Here is a 19,678-nt window from a genome sequence, read left to right as displayed (position 1 = left end):
GCGCGTGGCCCGCGCTTCTGGAGACACATCATGGAAGATCTGCAATCCGCCGTCGCCGACGGCGATGCCGAACACGACGACATCACCGCCGACGACAACGCCGTCGACGTGATCGCCCTGCCGGACTTCATCTCGAACTTTGGCGCCGGACTGCTCGACGCCGTTCGCCAGCAAAACCCCTCGATCTACGATGGGCAGCGCCCCTCACGATGGGACGCACTGCTCGACGAACTGTCGCGACAACCGTTCCCGGCGCAACGGGAAGTCATTCACGCGATCACGACCCTGTTGACGCAACACGCACCGGGCGGTGTCATCAATGCCGAAATGGGTACCGGTAAGACGCTGATGGGCATCGGCGTTGCCGTCCTGCTCCACCATTGCGGCTATCCGCGCACGCTCGTCATCGCGCCGCCCCATCTCGTATACAAGTGGCGCCGCGAAATCAGAACGACGGTGCCGGGTGCACGCGTCTGGATCCTCAATGGCCCGGACACACTGCGCAAGCTCCTGCAGCTCCGTATCATGCGTTCGAGGCCAACGGTACCCGAGTTTTTCATTCTTGGCCGTGTGCGCATGCGCATGGGATTCGACTGGAAGCCTGCCTTCGCGCGCCGCGTCGCAACGCTCGATATGGAGACTGACGCAATCACGCGCGTGTTTGCCTGCTGCCCTGCCTGCGGCGAGTTCGTGTGCGACGAAGATGGCAATCCGCTGACACCCACCCAGGCTCGGCCCGCGCTCAACGAGAAGCGTCGCGCGTGCAGTTGCGGCGAACGCCTGTGGACCCTGGCACCGAAAGGCCAGGGCACGCGGTCGATGCGCGAGCTGGTGAAGGGAGCGCTGCTACAGATGCCGACCGTCGGCGAGAAAACCGCCGAACGCCTGCTCTCCCGGTTTGGCGAATCGATGCTGGCTGACATGCTGCAGGATAACTTGTACGAGTTCATCAACCTGATGGACGACAGCGGTGAACTCGTGTTCTCGGACCGACAGGCCAAGCGTATGGAACGCGCGCTCGCCCATACCGAAATCTCATTCGGGCAGGGCGGATATCAAGCCTCAGAGTTCGTTAAACGGTATCTGCCACAGGGCTACTTCGGTTTGCTCATCGCCGATGAAGGCCACGAATACAAGAACGAAAACTCCGCCCAGGGCCAGGCAATGGGCGTACTCGCCCGGAAGGCGTCGAAAACGTTGCTGCTCACGGGGACGTTGATGGGCGGCTACGCCGACGACCTCTATCACCTGCTCTATCGTCTGAACCCGACCATGCTGATCGACGATGGGTTTAACTACAACAGCAACGGCTCGATGGCGGCCGCGACAATGGCGTTCATGCGCGAGCACGGCGTGCTCATCGACATCCACAAGCAGGTCGACGAAGGCTCGCACCGAACTGCGAAAGGCGACCGCAAGAGCGTTTCGACGGTGAAAGGTCCGGGCTTCGGCCCCAAGGGCATCATGCGGTACGTCGTGCCGTATACAGCCTTCCTGAAGCTCTCGCAAATTGGCCAGAACGTCCTGCCGCCCTATGACGAATCCCTGCTGCCAGTCGCGCTGACTGAGGAAATGGCGGCAGCGTATCGCTTGCTCGAATCGACACTGACATCAGAATTGCGCGCGGCGTTACGCTGCGGCGACAAGAGTCTGCTCGGCGTGGTGCTCAATGCGCTCCTCGCGTGGCCAGAATGTTGTTTCCGTCCTGAAATCGTGCGTCACCCTCGGACGAAGCGGATCCTGGCCAGCGTGCCTGCATTACTGCGCGACGATCAACCCGGTCCCAAGGAAGAAGCGCTGCTGCGACTCGTCCGCGGCGAACTGCTGAACTACCGGCGCACGCTGGTCTATACGACCTATACCGGCACGCGCGACACGTCGGTGCGACTGAAGAATCTTCTCGATGCGGTCGGTGTCAGGGCATCTGTGCTTCGTGCGAGTGTGCCTGCGGAAAAGCGTGAGGACTGGGTCGCCGACCAGCTGGAGCGTGGCGCCGACGTCATCATCACAAATCCGGAACTGGTCAAAACCGGCCTCGATCTTCTTGAATTCCCGACGATTGCATTTCTTCAGTCGGGCTTTAACACCTACACGCTTCAACAGGCTGCACGCCGGAGCTGGCGTATCGGTCAGACGCATGACGTCACCGTGCGATTTCTCGCTTACGAGGCCACAACGCAGATGCGGTGTCTGAAGCTGATGGGACAGAAGATTGCCGTCTCGCAATCCACGTCGGGCGACATGCCCGAGTCCGGTCTCGACATTCTCAATCAGGGCGGAGAGAGCATCGAAGTTGCGCTCGCGCGGCAACTGGTAAATCAGGAATAGCGGGAACCTCATTTAATAACCCATCCCCTCATGGAGGAACCCATCATGATCCACTTCGTTGCAGCGGATCTGCATCCCGTCATCTGCGAAGCCCGCACACTGCAATGTCGAATCTTGCTGGTCAAGGATCGCGGCGTCTACATGCTCTCGGAGAAAGGCGAAATAGAAAACGGCCGACGCAGCATCATCGCGTGGGCCGTCGAATGCAATCCCGATACGGTGCCATTCGACGACTGGTGGGAGCGCGCCCGTGCAGAATTCGGCGGCGATGATTGCGCCGAGTATCTTGACCACAACGATGCGGTCTTTGAACGCGTAATCGACGAAGGCTTCGATCTCCAGATCGAAGCCGATGCCGGTTATCTCTACATCAACGCTGTCGCTCCGCGGCCCTGAAGGTCTGCCTCCTTTTCGCTCCCATTCAAAGCGCCTGATCCCTTCCGGGACCGGCGCTTTTTTTCGGTTCATCGCAGATTTCCGTGGATGCCGCTGCTCTACCCACTGCGGCCGGTCGACGCGGCGCGACATCTAGGTCGGCCTCCAAGATACTACGAACGTTTGTTGACTCGCACTGCGAGACTGGAATTCGGCCGTTTGCCGACGTTCACGTCTCGCCCTGCATCGGGCAGCTTCAAGTCGACTTCCTGCCGTTCGAGCGGGCGCAACCTCAAGCGCGGCGCTTACTGCCAGCGAATGCGTACTACCGACCCCGAACGGCCACTCGCCACGCTTTTGGAGTGTCGAATGCTCATTAGGAAGCGGCCGTTCGCGGGCTAGATTTGGACCGCTGGTTGAGCGCTTCACTTTAGTTACAGTCGCACGGCGATCCTGCAAGGGCACGGCGTTTCAGTTTGAAGCCAGCCAGGTTGATCCCACCTTCGGCAGCGAGAAGCAAGACCGCGATCCAGATCGGAATATACGTTAACCACTGTTCCGCATGGATTCGCTCACCAAGCATCAAGGAGGCCATCACCATCAGAACTGGCTCAACATACCCCAGCAATCCGAACAGCCCGAATGGAAGCAGCCGGTTCGCAACCGTATAGGCCATAAAAGCGGCAGCACTGATGATAGCGAGCAAGCAAAGCAAAACGCTCAGGTGCGGGGCGGTAGAGAAAGCATCGTGTGGCGTGCGGCAGACAAAGCAGAACGCAGCGGGCAAGGTTAGCGTGACGTCAAACCAGAGACCGCCAAGATGAGCCGTATTCAGCCTGCGCCGCAGAGCGAAATATGCAGGGAACCCGAGACAGACAAAGAGCGATGTCCAGGATACACCGCCAACTTGATAAAATTCATTAGCGACGCCGATGGCTGCGGATGCGGCCGCGAGCTTCTGCATACCGCTCAGTCTCTCTTTGTAGAAGTAGCGGCCAACAAACAGCATCACCAATGGAAGCAGGAAGTAGCCCATGGAGACATTAAGCGCTTGGCCATTAAGGGGAGCCCACATGAACAGCCATTGCTGGCTTCCGAGAAGCGCGCTGCTCAGCACAAGGTAAAGGAATAGCTGAGGACTTTTTCTGATCCGCAAACACAACGCCTTGACCTTTCTCCATTCGCCAGTTGCAATCAAGAAAACGGTTATGCAAGGCATCATGAGAACCATCCGCCAGCCAAATATCATTTCGCCCGTAAGCGGGTGCAGCAACGTAGCGTAATAGTACAAACCCGCAAAGAGGCTTGTGGCCGTGATGGACAAAGCTACACCTTTCAACACGTCGTTCTCCTATTTAAGGCTCGTCATCGCAGGGGAAAATCCCACGGTGCTCCGTGCCTGAATCGGCTTTCGATCCAGCTTTTGAAGGCAGACACCGGTGCTGCTTCATATTTGGCGGAAGGCCGGACAAAAGATATGTCTCCCGCTGAATCCAGTTCCCAATCCGGCAGGACGCGGACCAGTCGCCCTTGCGATATGTCCTGATTCATAAGCCACTCCCCCGCGCCGACAATTCCTGTTCCCGAAACGGCGGCTGCTAGCAACGTATCGCTATCGTTAGTCGTTAAACTTCCGTCGACAGGACAGGTGTATCGCTCCTCTCCACGAACCAGCTTCCATTCCGGGAATGATGTGAATCCGCTAAAGCGAAGGCAATTGTGATTTATCAAATCGGCCGGTCCTGCGGGGTGGCCTCGCCTTTTGACATAGGACGGTGCAGCGCCCAGAATCCGGCGATGCGTGCTTAGTTTTTTTGCTACCAGTCGGCTGTCTGCAAGCTCACCGATACGTATAGCTGCGTCGAACCCTTCGCGTATCAGATCCACAAATCGTTCATCAAACTCAGCAACCACTTTTACTGCCGGATACGTCTCCATAAACTCTGGCAGTATCGGTGCAATCCATCGACGCCCCATCGAAGCAGGGAGCGCCAGTCTCAAAATACCTCGGACGTCGGCAGATTCGCTTGCCGCCTGCCGCTCTGCATCACTGATCATCGCCATTGCCATTTGAAGACGCGACGCCATATCTAGTCCAACCTGGGTCAATCGAACATGTCGCGTCGATCGCTCCATCAATCGGACGCCAAGTCGTGCTTCCATCGCGGCTATCCGCTTCGAAAGCACGGTCGGGTGGCGGTTCAAAAGCTGCCCGGCTGCAACGAAGCTTCCTTGCTTTGCCACCGCAAGGAAGGCTGCGATTTCGTCAGAGTGACGGTTATCGAAAATATTGGCGTATTCCATTGGTCCGTCCGAAAGGTTGAACAAGATCGATTGCGCTGATTTCGTGATCGACGCGTCCGACCGTCTCCCGATGACCTTTCGTTGCGTCAAATTATGGGAAAGTCGGACTCGTGCATCAAGCGGGATACGTGCAGTTAATTGCTGCACATGATGCAGCAATTCCGCAGCGAATGGCGGGGAAGCCTGGAGACTTGCGGGGGCGCACCGCAGGGATGTCAGCTAACACTTCGAAAGCGGCCGTAGGATAACGGGCGCCGGGCGTCCCTGATTGGCCGTAAGTACCCGTTCGCCGATCTGAGAGTCGCCCGCTCCGGAACCGGCTCGGGCGAACGGCTGGTTAGCACCGTGCAGCCGCCCGATGACGGGCGGTAGCTGAGCGTCTGCAATGGCCGACGACACGAAGCCGGCATCCAGCGATCGGATGACCGCGCGGTGAAGTTGCCGTCTGAACGTCCTCGCGACGCGTCGGGCGAAGATCGCCTTCTGGCCGACAGTTCTCTTTGCGTTCCCCGCTATTCAGCGAAGAGCTTTTTGTGTTGGTGTCTTTTCTCCCGACGCTGATCTCTCGACGTAGCGCGAACGAAAAAGCTGTCCTATGCTCGACAGTGCAGCGCGCGCATCACTGGGAAAGCCCGGCCGGCATCGACCGTGCCGCTAACTTCTGCCTCCCTCTGGACCCATGTTTGCGCTGCCTCCACTTCTTCGATCGACGCGGGCTCCTGTCCGGTCTCTCCCACGCAGCCTCGCATGCATGGCGTTGATCGCCACCGGCGCACTCGTGGCGCTCGCCACATGGTACCCGGGGCACTGGCAGGTGCTCCTGCTGCTCCTGCCGGCCGTATGGTCGCGTGTGCGTAGACGTATCTCGGCGCTCGCGATCTGGATCGGCTATTACCTTGCTGGCGCACGGGATATTCCCCTCGTGTGCATGCGCTTCTTTTCCGGCTATGGAGATCTGACGCGCCCCGATGCGCTGATGCTCGGCTTCTTGTTCTGGATCGCGCAGGCGTGCGTGCTGGCGACCCCGTGGGCCGTGCTCAAACCTGAGTCGGACGCAAGCGCCGCACGCCACGCCTTGTGCGCCGCCGTCGCGACGGTGCTCGTGACCGTACCACCACTCGGGATCATTGGATGGTTATCGCCGGCATATGTCGCCAGCACCCTGTTTCCAGGTTGGAAGGCGCCAGGCCTGGTGCTCGGCATCACCGCCACTGCGTGCGCAGCCTCCGTCTCACGCGGTCGCTTCGCCCGACAGGTTGCAACGGTGCTGGTGATCCTATCCCTTCTCGCGCGCGGTGTGGCGAGCGCGCCAGTTGTACCGTCCCGGTGGACAGCACTCGACACACACCTTGGCCGGTTCGATCAGTCCAGCTACGCGTCGCTCTATGCCCGGACGCAACAGGTCCAGATGATCGCACAGCGTGCGTTCAGCGAAGGCGGCACCGTTGTGGTCCTTCCCGAGGAAATCGTGGGGCTGTGGCGCCCGGCGATGGGCTACTGGTGGCGTGACGATATCAAGGTGTTCGCCGCGGCCAGGCGAACATTGATCGTCGGCATGGACCTGGCCGCGTCCGGTACGCCGCTCCGGTATACCGACAGCGCTGTCGTCGTCGGCGCGGACCACGGCCGCCTGGATAGTCGCCAGCCGGTGCCGGCGGCACTGTGGCGCCCCGGTGCGGCCATCAGCGCGATCCGCGGAAGTCTCAGCCAGCCATACGTCATGGTCGCAGGCAAGAGCGTGGCCTTCTCGATCTGCTACGAAGACCTATTGTGGTGGCCGCACTGGCGCATCCTGCTGCATTCGCCCGATGTGCTCGTCAGCCTGTCCAACAGCTGGTTCGATTCCGACCTCGCGCTCGCACAGATCCAGCGCCAGGGCGTCGCCGCAATCGCCCGACTGTCCGGTGTGCCATTGCTGCGTGCGGTGAACCGGTAGCCGCCGTTGGTCTGGGCAGGCGTGGGATAATTCGCCACGTTCCCGCTCCCGTTGTCCTGATGCAGCAATGCCGAAAGCAGACCGGAGACGAAAGCGCCCCGTTTGCCCGTCGATCGGTGCGCTGATGCGCTACCGGAACAGGATGGTGCGCGTGGTTGCCGAGGCGAGCGGCCAACGCGCCGTTATCGAGTCCATCCTTGAAGACGGACGCCCGTTGAGAAGCGTAGTGAAGTGGCATAACCTTGTGAGTCCTGGCGACCAGCTCTTTTAAGTCCGACCCATGCAACTCGATATTTTTGACGACAGCCGTGATGTGATGCTGCGCAACGATGTCCTGTCGGCATTGCAACGCCACGATGCCTCCGGCGCCCGCCGCGCGCTGCAGACCCTCGGGCATGAATATCCGGACGATGCGGCACTCGTGGCGCTTGACACGCTCGTGACCGCCCTCGAAGCGCGTTGCAGCCTACCCTTTGCGAACCATGACGCCGCGCTTGGCGCGCGGGAGACGCTACTGACCCGCGTCCGACCCTCGGCGAACCAGCTGATGGGCGAACGGGCCGCCATCGCCTGGCTTGCGCCGTTCTGGAAGGAACTCGCGCAACGCGCCGCGGATCTGGCGTTCCGTGCGGCCCAGCCCAATGCGCACGGCGCCGCGCTCTACCTGCATACGGGCGACTGGAAAGCCGCTGAAGCCGCCGTCATGCGCATCGAATCCTGGCGACGCATTCCCGCACCACTGATGTGGATGGCCGAATGCCGATACCGGCTCGATGGTCTCGATGCCACCTGGCCGCTTCTGGCCGAACTCGCGTGGCTTGCACCCATCCGTTTCGATGGCCTGCTCCGCCATCTTGAGGACAGTTTGCTGGATACGCTGCGCAGGGCATTCGATGCGTCCTTTGAAGGAAGCGGCGATGTCGCCGATCTCGCGTGGTTTCCCGCCTGGGTACTGATCGATAAAACCAGCCTCGCACCACTGCTGAAGCAGGCGCAACCCTGCCGTGATACCGCCCCCGAACGGGCAGCAAGACTCGTGCTTCGGCTGCTCGCGCTCGAGCGCGAAGGCCGTCACCACGAATTGATGGAGAGCCGCCGCGATCTGCGTGACCTGCACGATGCGCTCTACCGGCACTACATGAAAACGCGCTGAATGCTGAAAACCGGGATGTCACACACGAGCTCACATCGATGGCCCTTCGTCGCCCGTTTCCGGCGTAACGCCTTCGGCTGGAAATCAGCGCTGCCGATCCAGCGGCTGAAGGAAGCGGTCGTCGAGATCCGGCAGGTGGCGCGCTCCGACGCCATCCTTGCCGCCGAAGGCGCAGTGCTCCTGCTCGAAAAACTGTCTCCGGCACTGGAACAGGTCGACAGTTCGTCCGGCGCGATGGGCACCGCAGTCAATCATGCCATCGATACACTGGCTCCCCTGATTGCCGCAGCCACGGTTGATACCACAATCAGACAGGCGTGGCTGGAACGTCTCTTTGAGGCACTGCAGGAAAACCAGATGCCGTATATCGAACGCCTTGCCGATGTGCGGGGAGAACTTGCTGTGACGCCAGAGATGGCATCCGCATGGGCGGACAGGCTGCTGCCCATCACAGCGCATGTGGTCGGCCCCGACAGCCAGGGTGGATTTTTAGTCGGGACTACCGCGTGCATGAGTGCGCTTTACGTCGCGCACCGGTTCGACGAACTGCTTGCACTGGTCGACTCGGAGCGCATGACATGGTGGGAGTACCGGCAATGGGGTGTAAAGGCGCTCGTGGCACTCGGCCGACCCGAAGAGGCGCTGCGTTACGCCGAGCAGTCGCGTGACGCCCATGCGCCGGAAAGTGCGATCGCCCTCGCCTGCGAGACGATCCTGCTCGCCCGCGGCATGACGGACGAGGCCTACCGGCGGTATGCGCTCGCGGCTAACCGCTCAGGGACGTACCTCGCGACCTTCCGTGCGATCGCGAGGAAGTATCCCGGGCGATCGCAGGCAGCAATCCTGCAGGACCTGATCGAAAACGAGCCTGGCTCGGAAGGCAAATGGTTTGCGGCCGCGAAGGACGCGGGACTCTTCGATCTCGCGACGTCGTTCATCCAGACCAGCCCGACCGATCCGCGTACCCTGATTCGGGCAGCATGGGAGTTCGTGCAGCGGCAGCCGGCGTTCGCGATGACCTGCGGCATGGCCGCTCTGCGCTGGATCGACGCCGGCGCCGGATACGAGATCACGGCGGCAGATGTGCTCGATGCCTACGCGGCGCTTACCGACGCGGCCTGTGCGAGCGGCGCTTCCCGCGATGTTCTCAACGCACGACTTCGGGAACTGTTCGGGCCGGGTGCAACCTCTGCATTCGTCGGCAAGGTGCTCGCGCCGCATATGCGGTAGCGGCACCCGGCGAAGCAACCGTCGTCCAGGTAACCCGGTATGGGATAACTCTCCTAACGCCCGCCGCCGTTGACCGCGTCCTTGAATCCCCTGCCTGCGGTGAACTTCACCGTTTTCGCGGCAGCGATGCTGATCTCCTCACCGGTCGCCGGATTGCGGCCCGTGCGCGCCGCACGCTTGCTCTGACTGAACGAGCCAAATCCGATCAGTTGCACGCTATCACCCTTGACCACCGCCTCCTTGATCGCGCCGATAAAAGCATCGATGGCCTCGCCCGCGATGGCCTTGCTCGAGCCCGTTGCTGACGCGATGGCATCAATCAGTTCCTGCCTGTTCATGAATTTTCCTTCTGTCAATGCAAAAATAAGACGGCACGATATTGCGTGGTCGGCTACGCGGACGGCCGCTACAGCAAACCAATCCGCATACCGTACCGCGAAGACAGCTGACCGCACAAGCCCTCTCTCGCCCCCTCTGTCGCCGATTCGACGGACTCGACATGGCAAGCCAATAGCCGCAGCGTCGCATATGGGCGGTCACTGCCGCCTGCCTCAACGCGGCAATCTCAAGGGCGAAAGACATCGATCCAGCGATGGCGCAGACACCCTCATCGTTCTGCCGCGCGGTCGGCGCGGTCGTCAACTACCAGGCAGGCGCGCTCGAGTAATTCGCCATGGGGGTGGCGGATCTCGACGGTGACCGGCGCAAGGCAACCCGCGCGGCAGCGGCCCTCGCGCGAGACCAGGACGATCCATCTGTGAAACCGCGCAACGTACCGCCCGTGACGCGCTAGCGCTATGCCCTCATACACCAGCGCCCGCAACATCCGCAGTTCCTCAACGTCCGGCATGGCCGGCGAGCTGACGTCCATCACTTCCGTGTCCTCCGCCATACTCCCGCGTAGAAGTCATGCACGGCGAACGGTGTGCGCGCATGACGTCGACGAAGGTGCAAGCTATTCGGCCGCGGCTCGCGCCGCCCGACGCGAACGCCGGCCTGCAGGCTGGGCAGAGGTAGCCGCATCGGAGTCTGCGGGATCCGGCGGCGTTCCTGGTTCCTCGCCTGGCGTGGACTCTTCCGCTTCGCCATCGGCCGGACCGGCTGGCTCACCGGCGCCTTCGTCCTGTGCTGGGACATCGGACTCGCGCGTCTGGCGCGGGCGGTACACCACGTGGTCGATGCGCACGAGGTTCAGGGCAATGGATTCGGCGTCAACATGGGCGCCCGCGTCGGCCTCGTTCTCGCGGTTGATCCATGGACTCACGTAGAAGTCGCCGCGCACGACGACGCTCGCGCCCGTGCGGATGTGCTGCATCACGCGCTCGGTCAGGCGCTCGCTCCACACCGTCACGTCGACAGGAAAGGTCCGACCTTCGCGCTGCTCCAGTGTCCCGTCGTCAAGACGCCGGTAGCTGGCAGACATGACGCGCAGCTCGACGATGCGCCGCGTGCCGCTGGCGGTGTTGACCTGCTTCATCGTCGGCGACGCCAGCACGTTGCCGACCAGTTCTGCGTAGATACCCATTGCGGACTCCGTTCATCAAGGATTGCCCCTGCGATACGAACGCGCTGTCCACTACCTGCTACTTTTGGTTGGCTGCTCTGCGTCAGCCTGATGTCCCATTGTTCACGCCAGGACAAGACGCTGCGGCCGTCTCAGGTGTCACTGGTCCGTCGAAGTTTCACGGTGCCGTGCTCCAGGTACATCGCGAGCTGACTCGCCGCATACCGGAAAACCGACTCCAGTGCGTTAAGCTCCCTCGCGCGCGCATCGCACTGTTGCAGGTACGCGCGCAGCGGCGCCGGAATGCGATTGAAACATTGCTTCGCGCGCGGCCAGGCGATTGCATGCGGCTCACCGCGGACGAACCATTCGAGACGATGGCGCGTCGCGCCGCTCGCCAGTGCAATGCGCACGCAGCGCAGCGACACGTCGATCCCGGTGGTCGTGCTCTCCAGCGCCAGCGTCTGCATTTCCGTCACAGTGTCCTCTAGCCAGTGCTCGTACGAGCGCAGCAGCACGCGTATGCCCGCGTCGCCCGCGATCCGTGACGCAGGTAGCGCCATCGCTGGCCCAGGGCTGCCGGCTCCCTTACCCTTAAAGGCCTTTGAACGTCGATCCAGATCCGAAGGTCGGTCAGTCATTGCCGCAGTCCTCGCATCATTGCACCAAGGCGTCTGCTGCAGCTTGCGCGAGCGCGTCGTCCCCGGACAGCGGCACACTGTCGAGCAGACGCAGTTCCGCATCCGACAGGCGGCTCACGCGCCGCCGGCTGTGACGTGGCTCACGCGCGCCGGTAAAGACGTCCCGCGGCAAGACACCGAGCAGCGCGCGCGCCGCTTCAGCGCGTTGGCGTGCGGCAGCATCCGCATTCGGCAGGAAGTCGATGCGCGAAAGCGGCAGCAGTTCGGCGCGCGTGAGCACGCGCTGGCAGTGCACGGCGAAGTGAAACACGGACAGGCACCGGTGCCTGGCCGAGCCGATGCGCCGGAAGCCCTCTGTCGACGACATCAGGTCGCGCAACACCGCGGAACGCACGAGACGCACCAGATAGTCGAGTTCGACCAGCAGCATGACGATCATGTAGCCGTACGGCGAGCCAAACTCAAGCGAGACGTGCGCAGGTTCGCGTGATTGCAGCACCGAATACTCGAGGCCTTTTTCACGCGCAGCATCCAGCAACTGGCGGGCATGCTGCTGCTCGAGATCGTTCGCGCGCCGGACGCCGGAGATGCGATCCGCTATCTCGATGAGCTTCCAGTCCGCATAGGGGTTGTCGCTGCCCGACAGCGACCACAACGCGCGCAGCGACGCAGCCACGCGGCGGCCGCCCGCCATCGCATGTCCCGACTCCCCTGGAGCTACGGCCCGGCCAAGAAACAGCCGCATCGCGTCGCGCGTGTGCAGCCGCATGCGGTCCGCACCATCGCTACCAAGCTGACCCATGCGGCTGATCTCCTGAGCCTCGTGCGGGCGCACCAGTGGATCGCTGCCCTGTCGCAGCGCGTGAGTCTCGCGCATGCGATTCAGCGCTTCCTCGCGTTCGAGAAGCAACTGATAGCGGCCGAACAGCGGATCGGCAGGATCGGGATCACCGTCGGCAATCAGGTGTGCCAGCACGGCGCGTTCAGTATCAACGTCATAACCGTCGGCAAACGGGGACGACGTGGAGCGCGCGAAGGCGTCGACAGACGGATCAATGGTGTGCGACGAAGAGGGGGACGGTGTGTCCATAAGAGACTCCCAAACAGGTATTCGTTGGACAGTGAGGGAAACGCCAGCGCTGTTACCCCGGGTAACAGCAGGCAACCCCGCACAGTTGCGTGTTAACCAGGGTGACAGCGCGCGCGATGGGAAAACACGGGCTGGTACGCGCATGTGCTCCGCAAACGCGATCGATCCGGTCACGCATGGGCGCCCGCCTGACTGGCCGCCCCGCAGGCCGAATGACGCGCAGGCCGATGTGCGATCCGTTCGCGCAGTGCATCGCGAATCGCCGCGAGATTCCGGCGGGCCGTCTCAGGCGTCGACGCGCCCGGCTCCATCGCATCACCTGGAAGCACTGACCCAGCGCTCCCGCCCTCCCCCCCGGTCGCCCGCCTGCGTGCCGCGCGCTCGAGGTGCGCCCTGGTGGGGATGAATTCGCCGCCGATGTAGCGTCGCACGAGCCCTGCGATGTACGCGACGGGCAACTGCACCGGCTGGCGCCGGTGGCCTGCCGCCATCTCGTCGAGCAACATCTGGCGGTCGGTCGCAGGAACCCGTGCGAGGTGCGAGGCGATGAGTGCGCGATCGTTGACCGGCAGCATGGTGGGCCAAATGAGCACGCTGGTGTCGTCTGCCGCAGGCAATGGCAAGATCGGCCAAGCAGAATCGGCGCCAAGGTCGATTCCCACCACAACCGCGTTTGACCTCTTGCCGGTCGAGATCGCTGGGCCGTCGGTCGTTGTAGTCCTGTATGTAATCCTTCCGTATACGCGCGCGTCTGGAACGCCCGTTTCCCGCCATCGGTAATGGATCAAACCCGCCAACTGCAGTGGCACCGCAGGCGGATCCACATACAGCCGGAGACTTCCGGTTGGCGACTTCGGGCGCTCCACCGCCCAGGCACGCGCGTGTGGCGCATGAATTTCCATGGCGGACGGCCGGGTGTTACCCGGGGTAACAGCCGGTAGCGTCGCTGCGGCTGCACGCACGTCTTCTTCGTGCAGACTCTGCGCGAGCAGGCGCTTGCGCGTCGCGAGCCGCTCGCGCATATCGCCGCGCGACACCAGGCGTTCGAGCTGGCGCTTCAGTTCGCCCGCATTGACCTGTGTGAAAACACGCCGGCCGGTGCACTGGCGCATGAACTCGCGAATCAGCCCCTGGCGCACAAGCCGCGCTCTCGCGTTATCGAGCTGACGCCGGTTAAGTCCCAGCGTGCGTTGCCACTCTCCGGCCGTGTGCGTGAACCAGGTACATTGCCGGTCGGCCTCGCGGCGCTGCAACTGCACCATGCGCGAGAGCAGCAGCGCGGCATTCACGTTGCCGACGAGATCAACAAAAACGCGTCGGTACGCGACAGTCGGCCCCAGCAACGCGTCACCCGCGAACGGGTCCGCCCGCATCGCTTCGATCGATGCCGGGAGCTGCACGGCCATTGGACAGGTCGCGCGAACGGCGGCCGATATGGCTTCCACCTCCAGCCGGTAATGCATGCGCGCAGGCTGACCACCACGCCATTCGGCCAGCAGGTTCAGATCCCGCATGCGCCGCCGCGCATTTTCCTGCTCTTCACGCGACAGGCCTGTTTCGATCAGCCAGTGTTCGCGGGTCTTGTGGATCCAGCCGCCGTTGACCTCCACATCGCGTCCGCGTCGCGTCCAGTACACGAGCTGCGAGAGCAGCAGCGCCTGCTTCGGATGTCCGGTGATGCGGGCCATGCGCGTCCCGAAAGCGACGGGACGGTACGGCCTGAGGAGGGTCCACATCGTTTCGAACTCGGTGATATAGGGATGGCAACCGGGCATCATGACTGGACCTCCTCCGACTGGTTCAGCTGTTGCGGCTGATCGGGACGTACAGGGGGCCAGACAATATGCGCGGTGCGCTCCTCCGCGTTGCGCTGAAGTAGCGCGAGCACAGCCGGCCAGAGGATACGGAACTCATCCGCCAGCAGCGTCTTGCGCCGACGATGCGTGATCAGGCCTTTCGACCGGAGCAGTCGCCGCGCGGCGCGCTGCTGCGACCCAGTGAGCGCCAGTCTGCGCGCGAACTCGTCGGGCGCGACCTGAAGCCAGTCATGGTGACGTCCCGTCTCGCTCTCAACCGTCGACAGCTCCGTAAGCATGGCGGCCGCGGCGAGGTCGCCACAGACCTCCACGAAACAGCGGTCTATCATGATCGGCACGTCGAGCATCGAGAGCACCATTTCGGCTTCGGCGGGCGGCGGTCCGGGTGAATCGTCCCAGGTCTTGCCGGGCAGCAGGTTGCCCTGCGGATCAAGTCGCATGTCATACATGGTCAGACTCCTGATGGGAAGAAGGTGGGGCAAGGTCTCCGGTGTCCGCGTCAAGCGCCGCGAAAAGCGTCGCGAGCGACCATTGCTCGTCACATTGCTCATGCAGCGCCAGATAGCGTTCGCGCAGATCGCCGATGTCTTTCAGACCGGCCCACGCATCGAACAGCAGATCCGTTTCAGAGCGCGATAGCGCACGCGGTTTGGTCGGCGCGGCGACATTGAGTTCGGCGCGCAGCTGCGCGATCGTTGCGCGCGTGGCGGTGCGGAAAAACGTTCGGATCATCGGAATGCTCGCCTGCCGCTCCACAAAGGCGCGCAACAGATCCCGATCGCGCCACTGCCGTTCGATCAGTTCGCAGCGGCGCTGCAACGCGCCGGCGTCCACAAAAACACGCAGTGCACCAGCACCCAGCAGATCGCGCACGAGCGTCGGCGAACGGGCATCACTGAGCACACGCCTGATTGCGCCCGGTAGCCGATCTGTCAACGATGTCAGATGCGGCGACACTGTTTCACATGAAACTTCGTTATCCTCATGTTCTGCAATGATGTGCCGATCTGTCATGCAAGCACACGTAATCAGCTCGAGTAGCACGAAATGCGCGAGCGCTTCGCTCTCCAGCCGCAGGAAAGCGTTGTCCATCACGCCCCTCCCCGCTGAAGCCGCTCGTCTGCACTCGGCTCGGGCCAGCGCGCCGGTGCAAAGCGCTCGGGGTACGCCGCCCGGAATGCGCGCGCCGCGCGCATGACCTCGTCCCACCATTGACCAATCGGGTGATCCGGATTGAGCATCAGGTCGAACATCACGTCCATGCGGTCGGCGAGCAACGGCTCGCCGACGCTCGCGTCACAGGTGCGGTTCCACGTCTCGTCATCGCGGGACATCTGTGCGAAGAGACTCCCGGAGGGAACGCGTGCGATGCCCGTTGCGGTGTTTTGCCGTGACAGGCTCACGAGCCACCACCAGCCGAGATACCGGTTGAGCATCTCTTCGTCGCGCTGTGCGCCGACGCCGGGCGACAACCTAGGCGCGACACCGGTCGAGAAGCGCGGACTGTCCGGCGGCGGTGGCTCGACCATAAATCCGTAGGGCAATGCGGGCGCATCACGTACGCAGCCATCGAGACCGCAGGTTCGTGCGAAAGTCAGCACCGTTTCCCGGAAAAGCTCACCCGGGTTTGAAGAAGACGCAGCGTGCAGAGCGCTGTCCCGGTGAACGTCGTCAGCCACCACCGTGGATGGGTCATCCGGTGCGCGTTGCGGAGCATCCGTCGACACGACTGACTCGTCACGCCGTTGCCCGTCACTGGTCGGGCGTGGCACGGTTCCGTCCGCACCCGGCATGGCACGAGGCTGTTCGTCGGCACCGGGTCCCGACGAGGCCGGACGATCCGGTGTGGCCGCTGCACGATTCGCGTCGACATGGGATGCGATCGATGAAGATTCACGTCGCTCACCCGGCATGCCACCGACTTCACGTAAGTCATCACCGGCTGCGTTCGGTGTGCGCTCCAGCAGATGACACATCCGGTCCATGGCGTCGCGCGGCACGCCGAGCTCGCCTGCCAGCCGTTGTTTCAATCCGTCGACCAGCTGCGCAGCATCAAACGGCGCAGGCTGCGCCAGCGTGCCGGCCGCGTCCGGGTTGTCCGGATTGCAGCGGGCGGCAATGCCGGTCAGTTGCGGATCGATCACCCGCACCTGCAACCACTGATCGTCGAAGCCGAGGCGCCTCGTGAGGCGCAGCAGTATGCCGATTCCCGGCTGGATCACATCGACGAGCGCGCGCCGGCTCAAATACCCCGTGGCGGGTCCGAGGCCGGAGAGACGGTCGACCGCGAACTGGAAGAGCGAGAGCAGCACATGGCTCACCGGTGCCCCTTCCTGTTCAAGCAGCCGGGAGAACTCACGTAACGACAGCGTCTCGCTACGTTCGGCTTCGAGATCGGCCTTGAGCGCGAGATAGCCATTCGCCTTGTCCCAGAAGCAGAGGTCGGCGCGCTGGTCATTCTCCCGCAGGTGCGCCGCCAGCAGCTTTGCCTCACCGGGATACGGCACGTAGACAAAGTCGTAGTAAACGAAGCGTTCGTCGCGGGTTTCGTCGTGAAGGGCCGTCGCTGCCGTCACGCGCGAATTGCCGCCCTTCGCCACCACGTAACGCGTCTCGCCTGGACGGCGGGTCACCGTCACGATCTGCTCGATGCCGTTCGCCCGGATCGACTCCTTGAGTTCGACGATGCGCTCGTGCGACGCGCGCCGCGGATTGCGCTCATAGACCATCACATCGGTGATCTTCAGCCGGATCACCGATGTGAGCTGCGGTTCGGGTGTCTGAGCGCCTGGCGGGGGCACGTCCAGGCGCTGGGCCGCGAGCGCTTCGCGCGCCTCGCTGAGCGGCTTGTCCGACACGTTCACGCGACCGCCCCCTGCCGGACACCGGACCGGGCGTCGCCCGTCGAACATTGCGGAGCACCAGCATAGACGTTCGCGAGCGACGGAAACAATTCCCATGCGAGACCGTGCATGACGTTCCACGCGGAATTCCCGAACCGTCGGCGACGATCGAAGTCGTGTACCGGGACGCGTGAGCTCGCCGCTGCCGCGTACGCGGCGGCTGACGGGATCACGGTGTCGAGCACCCTGACCTTCGGATGTCCGGCAAACCGCTGCCGCAGCACGGCCGCGAGCGCCCGCGCATTAGTGGTGCGCTCGTGCGCGTTGATCATCGCAAGCAGGTCGCCCGAACGGAAGGATTCGCCGAAGTCGGCCAGCCGGTTCAGCTCGTCGAGCATCGCGATCGTGCCCGTGGCGAACTCGCCGGCGCTCAGCGCATCCGGCTTGACGGGCGACACCATCACGTCTGCCGCCATCGCCGCTGACTTCTGCAGTTCGCCGACCGCGCCTTGCGTGTCGATCAGCACTACGTCATAAGGGTCGACGAGCGGACTGCGCATCGCCCGGCGCAGGATCATCAGGCGATCCTCACGGCGATTGAGCCACGCCTGCAGTGCTGCATCCGGCGTATCGGAATAGACCAGATCGAGATTGGAGAAAATCGTGCGACTGATACAGTCGGCCGACGGATTGCCGCCCGAAGTCACGACGGCTGTCAGACCTTGCGATGAACGGTAATGGACGGGAAAGAACTTGCTTAGACTCGGCTGGACATCTGCATCGATCGCGAGAACCTTCAGGCCGAAGGCTGCGAGCAGGCCGCCAAGATTGGCGGCGACGGTCGTCTTACCGACGCCGCCTTTGGTGGAGACGAAGGAGATAACTACCGGCACGGTGGGAGATCCAGTACAGCGTCATCGCTTGAAATTCAGTTAATGAAAGAGAATATGGTCGCTACGTCGGATCGTGAGACGGCCCGTATGGATCGCGACTGGCGTCCTCGGTGGCATCGTTCCCACTGGAGTGCGTCAATTGCGAGGCGATCCAATTTTCATACTGGTCGACCGGAAAAAGACGCCGGCGCCCCACGCGGATTGACGGCGGCATGGGCAGTCCGAGCGTCAGCCGGTTACGTGCGGTGGCCGGCGCGATATGCAGCTCGCGCGCAATCTCTTCCAGCGTGTAGAACCGACTGCTCGCCACTTTTCCTCCGCCGCTCCTCGAAGCATCACCCGCCCAACGATAGATGTTTTGGTCCAGGCACGTCCAAGCTTGTCCGTTACTCGATCGCACCTATAATCAAGGTACGAAATCACTCTAGGTAGGTGAGACAGACATGTCAAGCACCGCTGCTCACGAGGACTATCACCAACGCGTTGCGCAGGTGCGCGAGCACCTCCAACTGTCCCAGGAGAAAATGGCCCGGCGGCTTGGGCTGTCGCTGCGCGCCTATGCAAATTATGAGCGCGGCGAGCGTGCGGGACCTGTCGAACTGGTGCGCGCGCTGTACGAGCAGTTTTCAGTCGATCCCGTCTGGCTGCTGACAGGTGACGGCAGCATGATTCTCGACCGAGATGTGCGGTACCGGCTCGACCAGAAGACGCTCGACAGCGTGCTGGTCGCCGTCGCGCGGATCGAGCAGCGTCTTGAAGTGCCACTCGACGCGAAGAAAAAGGCGCGACTCATTGGCCTGCTCTACGAGCAGTGCCAGTTGCTGGGCGAAAGTGCCGAGCAGATCCTGAAGGACTCGCGCATCAGTCGCCTCGCACGTTGATTGCGCTCAAGTCAGCGACGAGAACAATTCTGCAATGGTGCCCGCCAACCATCGGTCCGACATTAATCTTCCGACGTAGCGCATTTTGACGCAGCGTGAAAATGCCTGTGATATAGCCATCGGTTTGGAGAATGGAATGGGACGTCCGGAAGAAATCAGCAAGGAATTTGATCAACTGGCTAGCGAGATCGAGAAGGACGCGCTGCTTGCCCATGGCGGGCAGGCAGCGAAAACCGTATCCGCGCCCGAAACGCATATCCGTCTTGAGCTCGTCATTGCACAGCATGCGCCCACCAGAGTGCAGATCCGCATTTCGACGGAACCGGTTGATGATGGCGGACCAACGTAGCGGCGCGCGTTCTGCTCGTGGCGCCACCGATTCGTGAAGATCCCCCGACCCGTTGATCGATTCTCTCCGCCCGGAATATGGCACATCGTCACGTGATGGGGGCTTGATTCGCGGAGTCGATGACGGAATCCTGTTGACGCCACTACAGGGGTTAACGGTAAGAAACATACCTCCATCGTCACCGCGACGCCCCGCATCACCTCTGGATCCATGCAGGGCACCTGACGATATAGCGCCCAAATTGACGCTGTAACGCACACGATCCCCTGTCTCTTCAGTACTTCTTCAACGCGCTCTCCGTGATATTGCCCGATATCGCGGGACGTTTCGCAGT

At 62.4% G+C, this 19,678-nt stretch carries 20 protein-coding genes; 7 read left to right on the top strand and 13 right to left on the bottom strand.

Annotated features, from left to right (window positions below):
• The first annotated feature begins 30 nt into the window (after positions 1–30).
• Positions 31–2,328 carry a DEAD/DEAH box helicase gene (locus B0G71_RS05910; RefSeq protein WP_116140367.1) on the top strand — a complete coding sequence of 766 codons (2,298 nt, stop codon included), beginning with the start codon at positions 31–33 and terminating at the stop codon, positions 2,326–2,328.
• 45 nt (positions 2,329–2,373) lie between these two features.
• A complete protein-coding gene (locus B0G71_RS05905; RefSeq protein ID WP_116148359.1) occupies positions 2,374–2,724 on the top strand; it encodes a DUF3085 domain-containing protein in 351 nt (116 codons plus the stop codon).
• 409 nt (positions 2,725–3,133) lie between these two features.
• Here the strand turns inward: B0G71_RS05905 and rarD are convergent, their stop codons facing one another.
• The gene (gene rarD, locus B0G71_RS05900; RefSeq protein ID WP_116140365.1) at positions 3,134–4,045 is read right to left on the bottom strand and encodes an EamA family transporter RarD; all 912 of its coding nucleotides are present in this window, start codon (positions 4,043–4,045) and stop codon (positions 3,134–3,136) included.
• A 23-nt stretch (positions 4,046–4,068) separates the two neighbouring features.
• Positions 4,069–5,007: a LysR family transcriptional regulator gene (locus B0G71_RS05895; protein WP_116140363.1), complete on the bottom strand. Its 939-nt coding sequence runs from the start codon at positions 5,005–5,007 to the stop codon at positions 4,069–4,071.
• A 679-nt stretch (positions 5,008–5,686) separates the two neighbouring features.
• Between B0G71_RS05895 and B0G71_RS05890 the strand changes: the two genes are divergently transcribed.
• The 3 genes from B0G71_RS05890 (at position 5,687) to B0G71_RS05880 (ending at position 9,326) form a co-directional block, all read left to right on the top strand.
• Positions 5,687–6,943: a conjugal transfer protein TraB gene (locus tag B0G71_RS05890; RefSeq protein ID WP_116140361.1), complete on the top strand. Its 1,257-nt coding sequence runs from the start codon at positions 5,687–5,689 to the stop codon at positions 6,941–6,943.
• Positions 6,944–7,223: 280 nt separating this feature from the next.
• Positions 7,224–8,096: a hypothetical protein gene (locus tag B0G71_RS05885; protein WP_116140359.1), complete on the top strand. Its 873-nt coding sequence runs from the start codon at positions 7,224–7,226 to the stop codon at positions 8,094–8,096.
• Positions 8,097–9,326 carry a hypothetical protein gene (locus B0G71_RS05880; RefSeq protein WP_116140357.1) on the top strand — a complete coding sequence of 410 codons (1,230 nt, stop codon included), beginning with the start codon at positions 8,097–8,099 and terminating at the stop codon, positions 9,324–9,326.
• A 53-nt stretch (positions 9,327–9,379) separates the two neighbouring features.
• Here B0G71_RS05880 and B0G71_RS05875 read toward each other — a convergent pair whose 3' ends face one another.
• The 11 genes from B0G71_RS05875 to B0G71_RS05825 form a co-directional block, all read right to left on the bottom strand.
• Positions 9,380–9,664, bottom strand: coding sequence for an HU family DNA-binding protein (locus tag B0G71_RS05875; RefSeq protein ID WP_116140355.1), 285 nt, complete (start codon positions 9,662–9,664; stop codon positions 9,380–9,382).
• 269 nt (positions 9,665–9,933) lie between these two features.
• Positions 9,934–10,218 carry a hypothetical protein gene (locus B0G71_RS05870; RefSeq protein WP_116140353.1) on the bottom strand — a complete coding sequence of 95 codons (285 nt, stop codon included), beginning with the start codon at positions 10,216–10,218 and terminating at the stop codon, positions 9,934–9,936.
• A 63-nt stretch (positions 10,219–10,281) separates the two neighbouring features.
• The gene (locus B0G71_RS05865) at positions 10,282–10,851 is read right to left on the bottom strand and encodes a single-stranded DNA-binding protein (RefSeq protein WP_116140351.1); all 570 of its coding nucleotides are present in this window, start codon (positions 10,849–10,851) and stop codon (positions 10,282–10,284) included.
• Between the two features lie 131 nt (positions 10,852–10,982).
• Positions 10,983–11,471, bottom strand: coding sequence for a hypothetical protein (locus tag B0G71_RS05860; protein ID WP_116140349.1), 489 nt, complete (start codon positions 11,469–11,471; stop codon positions 10,983–10,985).
• A 16-nt stretch (positions 11,472–11,487) separates the two neighbouring features.
• The gene (locus B0G71_RS05855) at positions 11,488–12,561 is read right to left on the bottom strand and encodes a PFL_4669 family integrating conjugative element protein (protein WP_116140347.1); all 1,074 of its coding nucleotides are present in this window, start codon (positions 12,559–12,561) and stop codon (positions 11,488–11,490) included.
• A 170-nt stretch (positions 12,562–12,731) separates the two neighbouring features.
• Complete coding sequence (locus B0G71_RS05850; protein ID WP_116140346.1) at positions 12,732–14,339, bottom strand: hypothetical protein; 1,608 nt, start codon at positions 14,337–14,339, stop codon at positions 12,732–12,734.
• Positions 14,336–14,827, bottom strand: a complete 492-nt coding sequence (locus B0G71_RS05845) for a hypothetical protein (protein WP_116140344.1) — start codon at positions 14,825–14,827, stop codon at positions 14,336–14,338. The genes B0G71_RS05850 and B0G71_RS05845 overlap by 4 nt, the downstream gene beginning before the upstream one ends.
• Positions 14,820–15,470 (bottom strand): hypothetical protein, encoded by a 651-nt coding sequence (locus B0G71_RS05840; RefSeq protein WP_116140342.1) that lies wholly within the window; start codon positions 15,468–15,470, stop codon positions 14,820–14,822. The genes B0G71_RS05845 and B0G71_RS05840 overlap by 8 nt, the downstream gene beginning before the upstream one ends.
• Positions 15,470–17,242: a ParB N-terminal domain-containing protein gene (locus tag B0G71_RS05835; RefSeq protein ID WP_116140341.1), complete on the bottom strand. Its 1,773-nt coding sequence runs from the start codon at positions 17,240–17,242 to the stop codon at positions 15,470–15,472. Before B0G71_RS05835 ends, B0G71_RS05840 begins: the two co-directional genes overlap by 1 nt.
• Entirely contained in the window at positions 17,239–18,114 is an 876-nt protein-coding gene (locus B0G71_RS05830) for a ParA family protein (RefSeq protein ID WP_116140339.1), read from the bottom strand. Before B0G71_RS05830 ends, B0G71_RS05835 begins: the two co-directional genes overlap by 4 nt.
• Before the next feature lie 61 nt (positions 18,115–18,175).
• On the bottom strand, positions 18,176–18,424 hold the full coding sequence (locus B0G71_RS05825) for a helix-turn-helix domain-containing protein (RefSeq protein WP_116140337.1): 249 nt from the start codon (positions 18,422–18,424) through the stop codon (positions 18,176–18,178).
• 133 nt (positions 18,425–18,557) lie between these two features.
• Here B0G71_RS05825 and B0G71_RS05820 point away from each other — a divergent pair, with 133 nt between their 5' ends.
• Positions 18,558–18,995 (top strand): helix-turn-helix domain-containing protein, encoded by a 438-nt coding sequence (locus B0G71_RS05820; protein ID WP_116140335.1) that lies wholly within the window; start codon positions 18,558–18,560, stop codon positions 18,993–18,995.
• 136 nt (positions 18,996–19,131) lie between these two features.
• Entirely contained in the window at positions 19,132–19,344 is a 213-nt protein-coding gene (locus tag B0G71_RS05815) for a hypothetical protein (RefSeq protein ID WP_116140333.1), read from the top strand.
• Positions 19,345–19,678: the final 334 nt, after the last annotated feature.

The organism is Paraburkholderia sp. BL27I4N3 (assembly GCF_003386115.1).
GTDB lineage: Bacteria > Pseudomonadota > Gammaproteobacteria > Burkholderiales > Burkholderiaceae > Paraburkholderia.
Note: the sequence above shows the minus strand (reverse complement) of the source record. Positions and strands in the feature narration are given on the sequence as shown.

Bases quoted from the DNA above. Each gene is read 5' to 3' on its own strand.
- B0G71_RS05815 (WP_116140333.1), top strand. From the start codon at position 19,132: ATGGGACGTCCGGAAGAAATCAGCAAGGAATTTGATCAACTGGCTAGC.
- B0G71_RS05860 (WP_116140349.1), bottom strand. From the start codon at position 11,471: ATGACTGACCGACCTTCGGATCTGGATCGACGTTCAAAGGCCTTTAAG.
- B0G71_RS05865 (WP_116140351.1), bottom strand. From the start codon at position 10,851: ATGGGTATCTACGCAGAACTGGTCGGCAACGTGCTGGCGTCGCCGACG.
- B0G71_RS05885 (WP_116140359.1), top strand. From the start codon at position 7,224: ATGCAACTCGATATTTTTGACGACAGCCGTGATGTGATGCTGCGCAAC.
- B0G71_RS05880 (WP_116140357.1), top strand. From the start codon at position 8,097: ATGCTGAAAACCGGGATGTCACACACGAGCTCACATCGATGGCCCTTC.
- B0G71_RS05850 (WP_116140346.1), bottom strand. From the start codon at position 14,339: ATGATGCCCGGTTGCCATCCCTATATCACCGAGTTCGAAACGATGTGG.
- B0G71_RS05845 (WP_116140344.1), bottom strand. From the start codon at position 14,827: ATGTATGACATGCGACTTGATCCGCAGGGCAACCTGCTGCCCGGCAAG.
- B0G71_RS05820 (WP_116140335.1), top strand. From the start codon at position 18,558: ATGTCAAGCACCGCTGCTCACGAGGACTATCACCAACGCGTTGCGCAG.
- B0G71_RS05870 (WP_116140353.1), bottom strand. From the start codon at position 10,218: ATGGCGGAGGACACGGAAGTGATGGACGTCAGCTCGCCGGCCATGCCG.
- B0G71_RS05840 (WP_116140342.1), bottom strand. From the start codon at position 15,470: ATGGACAACGCTTTCCTGCGGCTGGAGAGCGAAGCGCTCGCGCATTTC.
- B0G71_RS05905 (WP_116148359.1), top strand. From the start codon at position 2,374: ATGATCCACTTCGTTGCAGCGGATCTGCATCCCGTCATCTGCGAAGCC.
- B0G71_RS05890 (WP_116140361.1), top strand. From the start codon at position 5,687: ATGTTTGCGCTGCCTCCACTTCTTCGATCGACGCGGGCTCCTGTCCGG.
- B0G71_RS05875 (WP_116140355.1), bottom strand. From the start codon at position 9,664: ATGAACAGGCAGGAACTGATTGATGCCATCGCGTCAGCAACGGGCTCG.
- B0G71_RS05895 (WP_116140363.1), bottom strand. From the start codon at position 5,007: ATGGAATACGCCAATATTTTCGATAACCGTCACTCTGACGAAATCGCA.
- B0G71_RS05855 (WP_116140347.1), bottom strand. From the start codon at position 12,561: ATGGACACACCGTCCCCCTCTTCGTCGCACACCATTGATCCGTCTGTC.
- B0G71_RS05910 (WP_116140367.1), top strand. From the start codon at position 31: ATGGAAGATCTGCAATCCGCCGTCGCCGACGGCGATGCCGAACACGAC.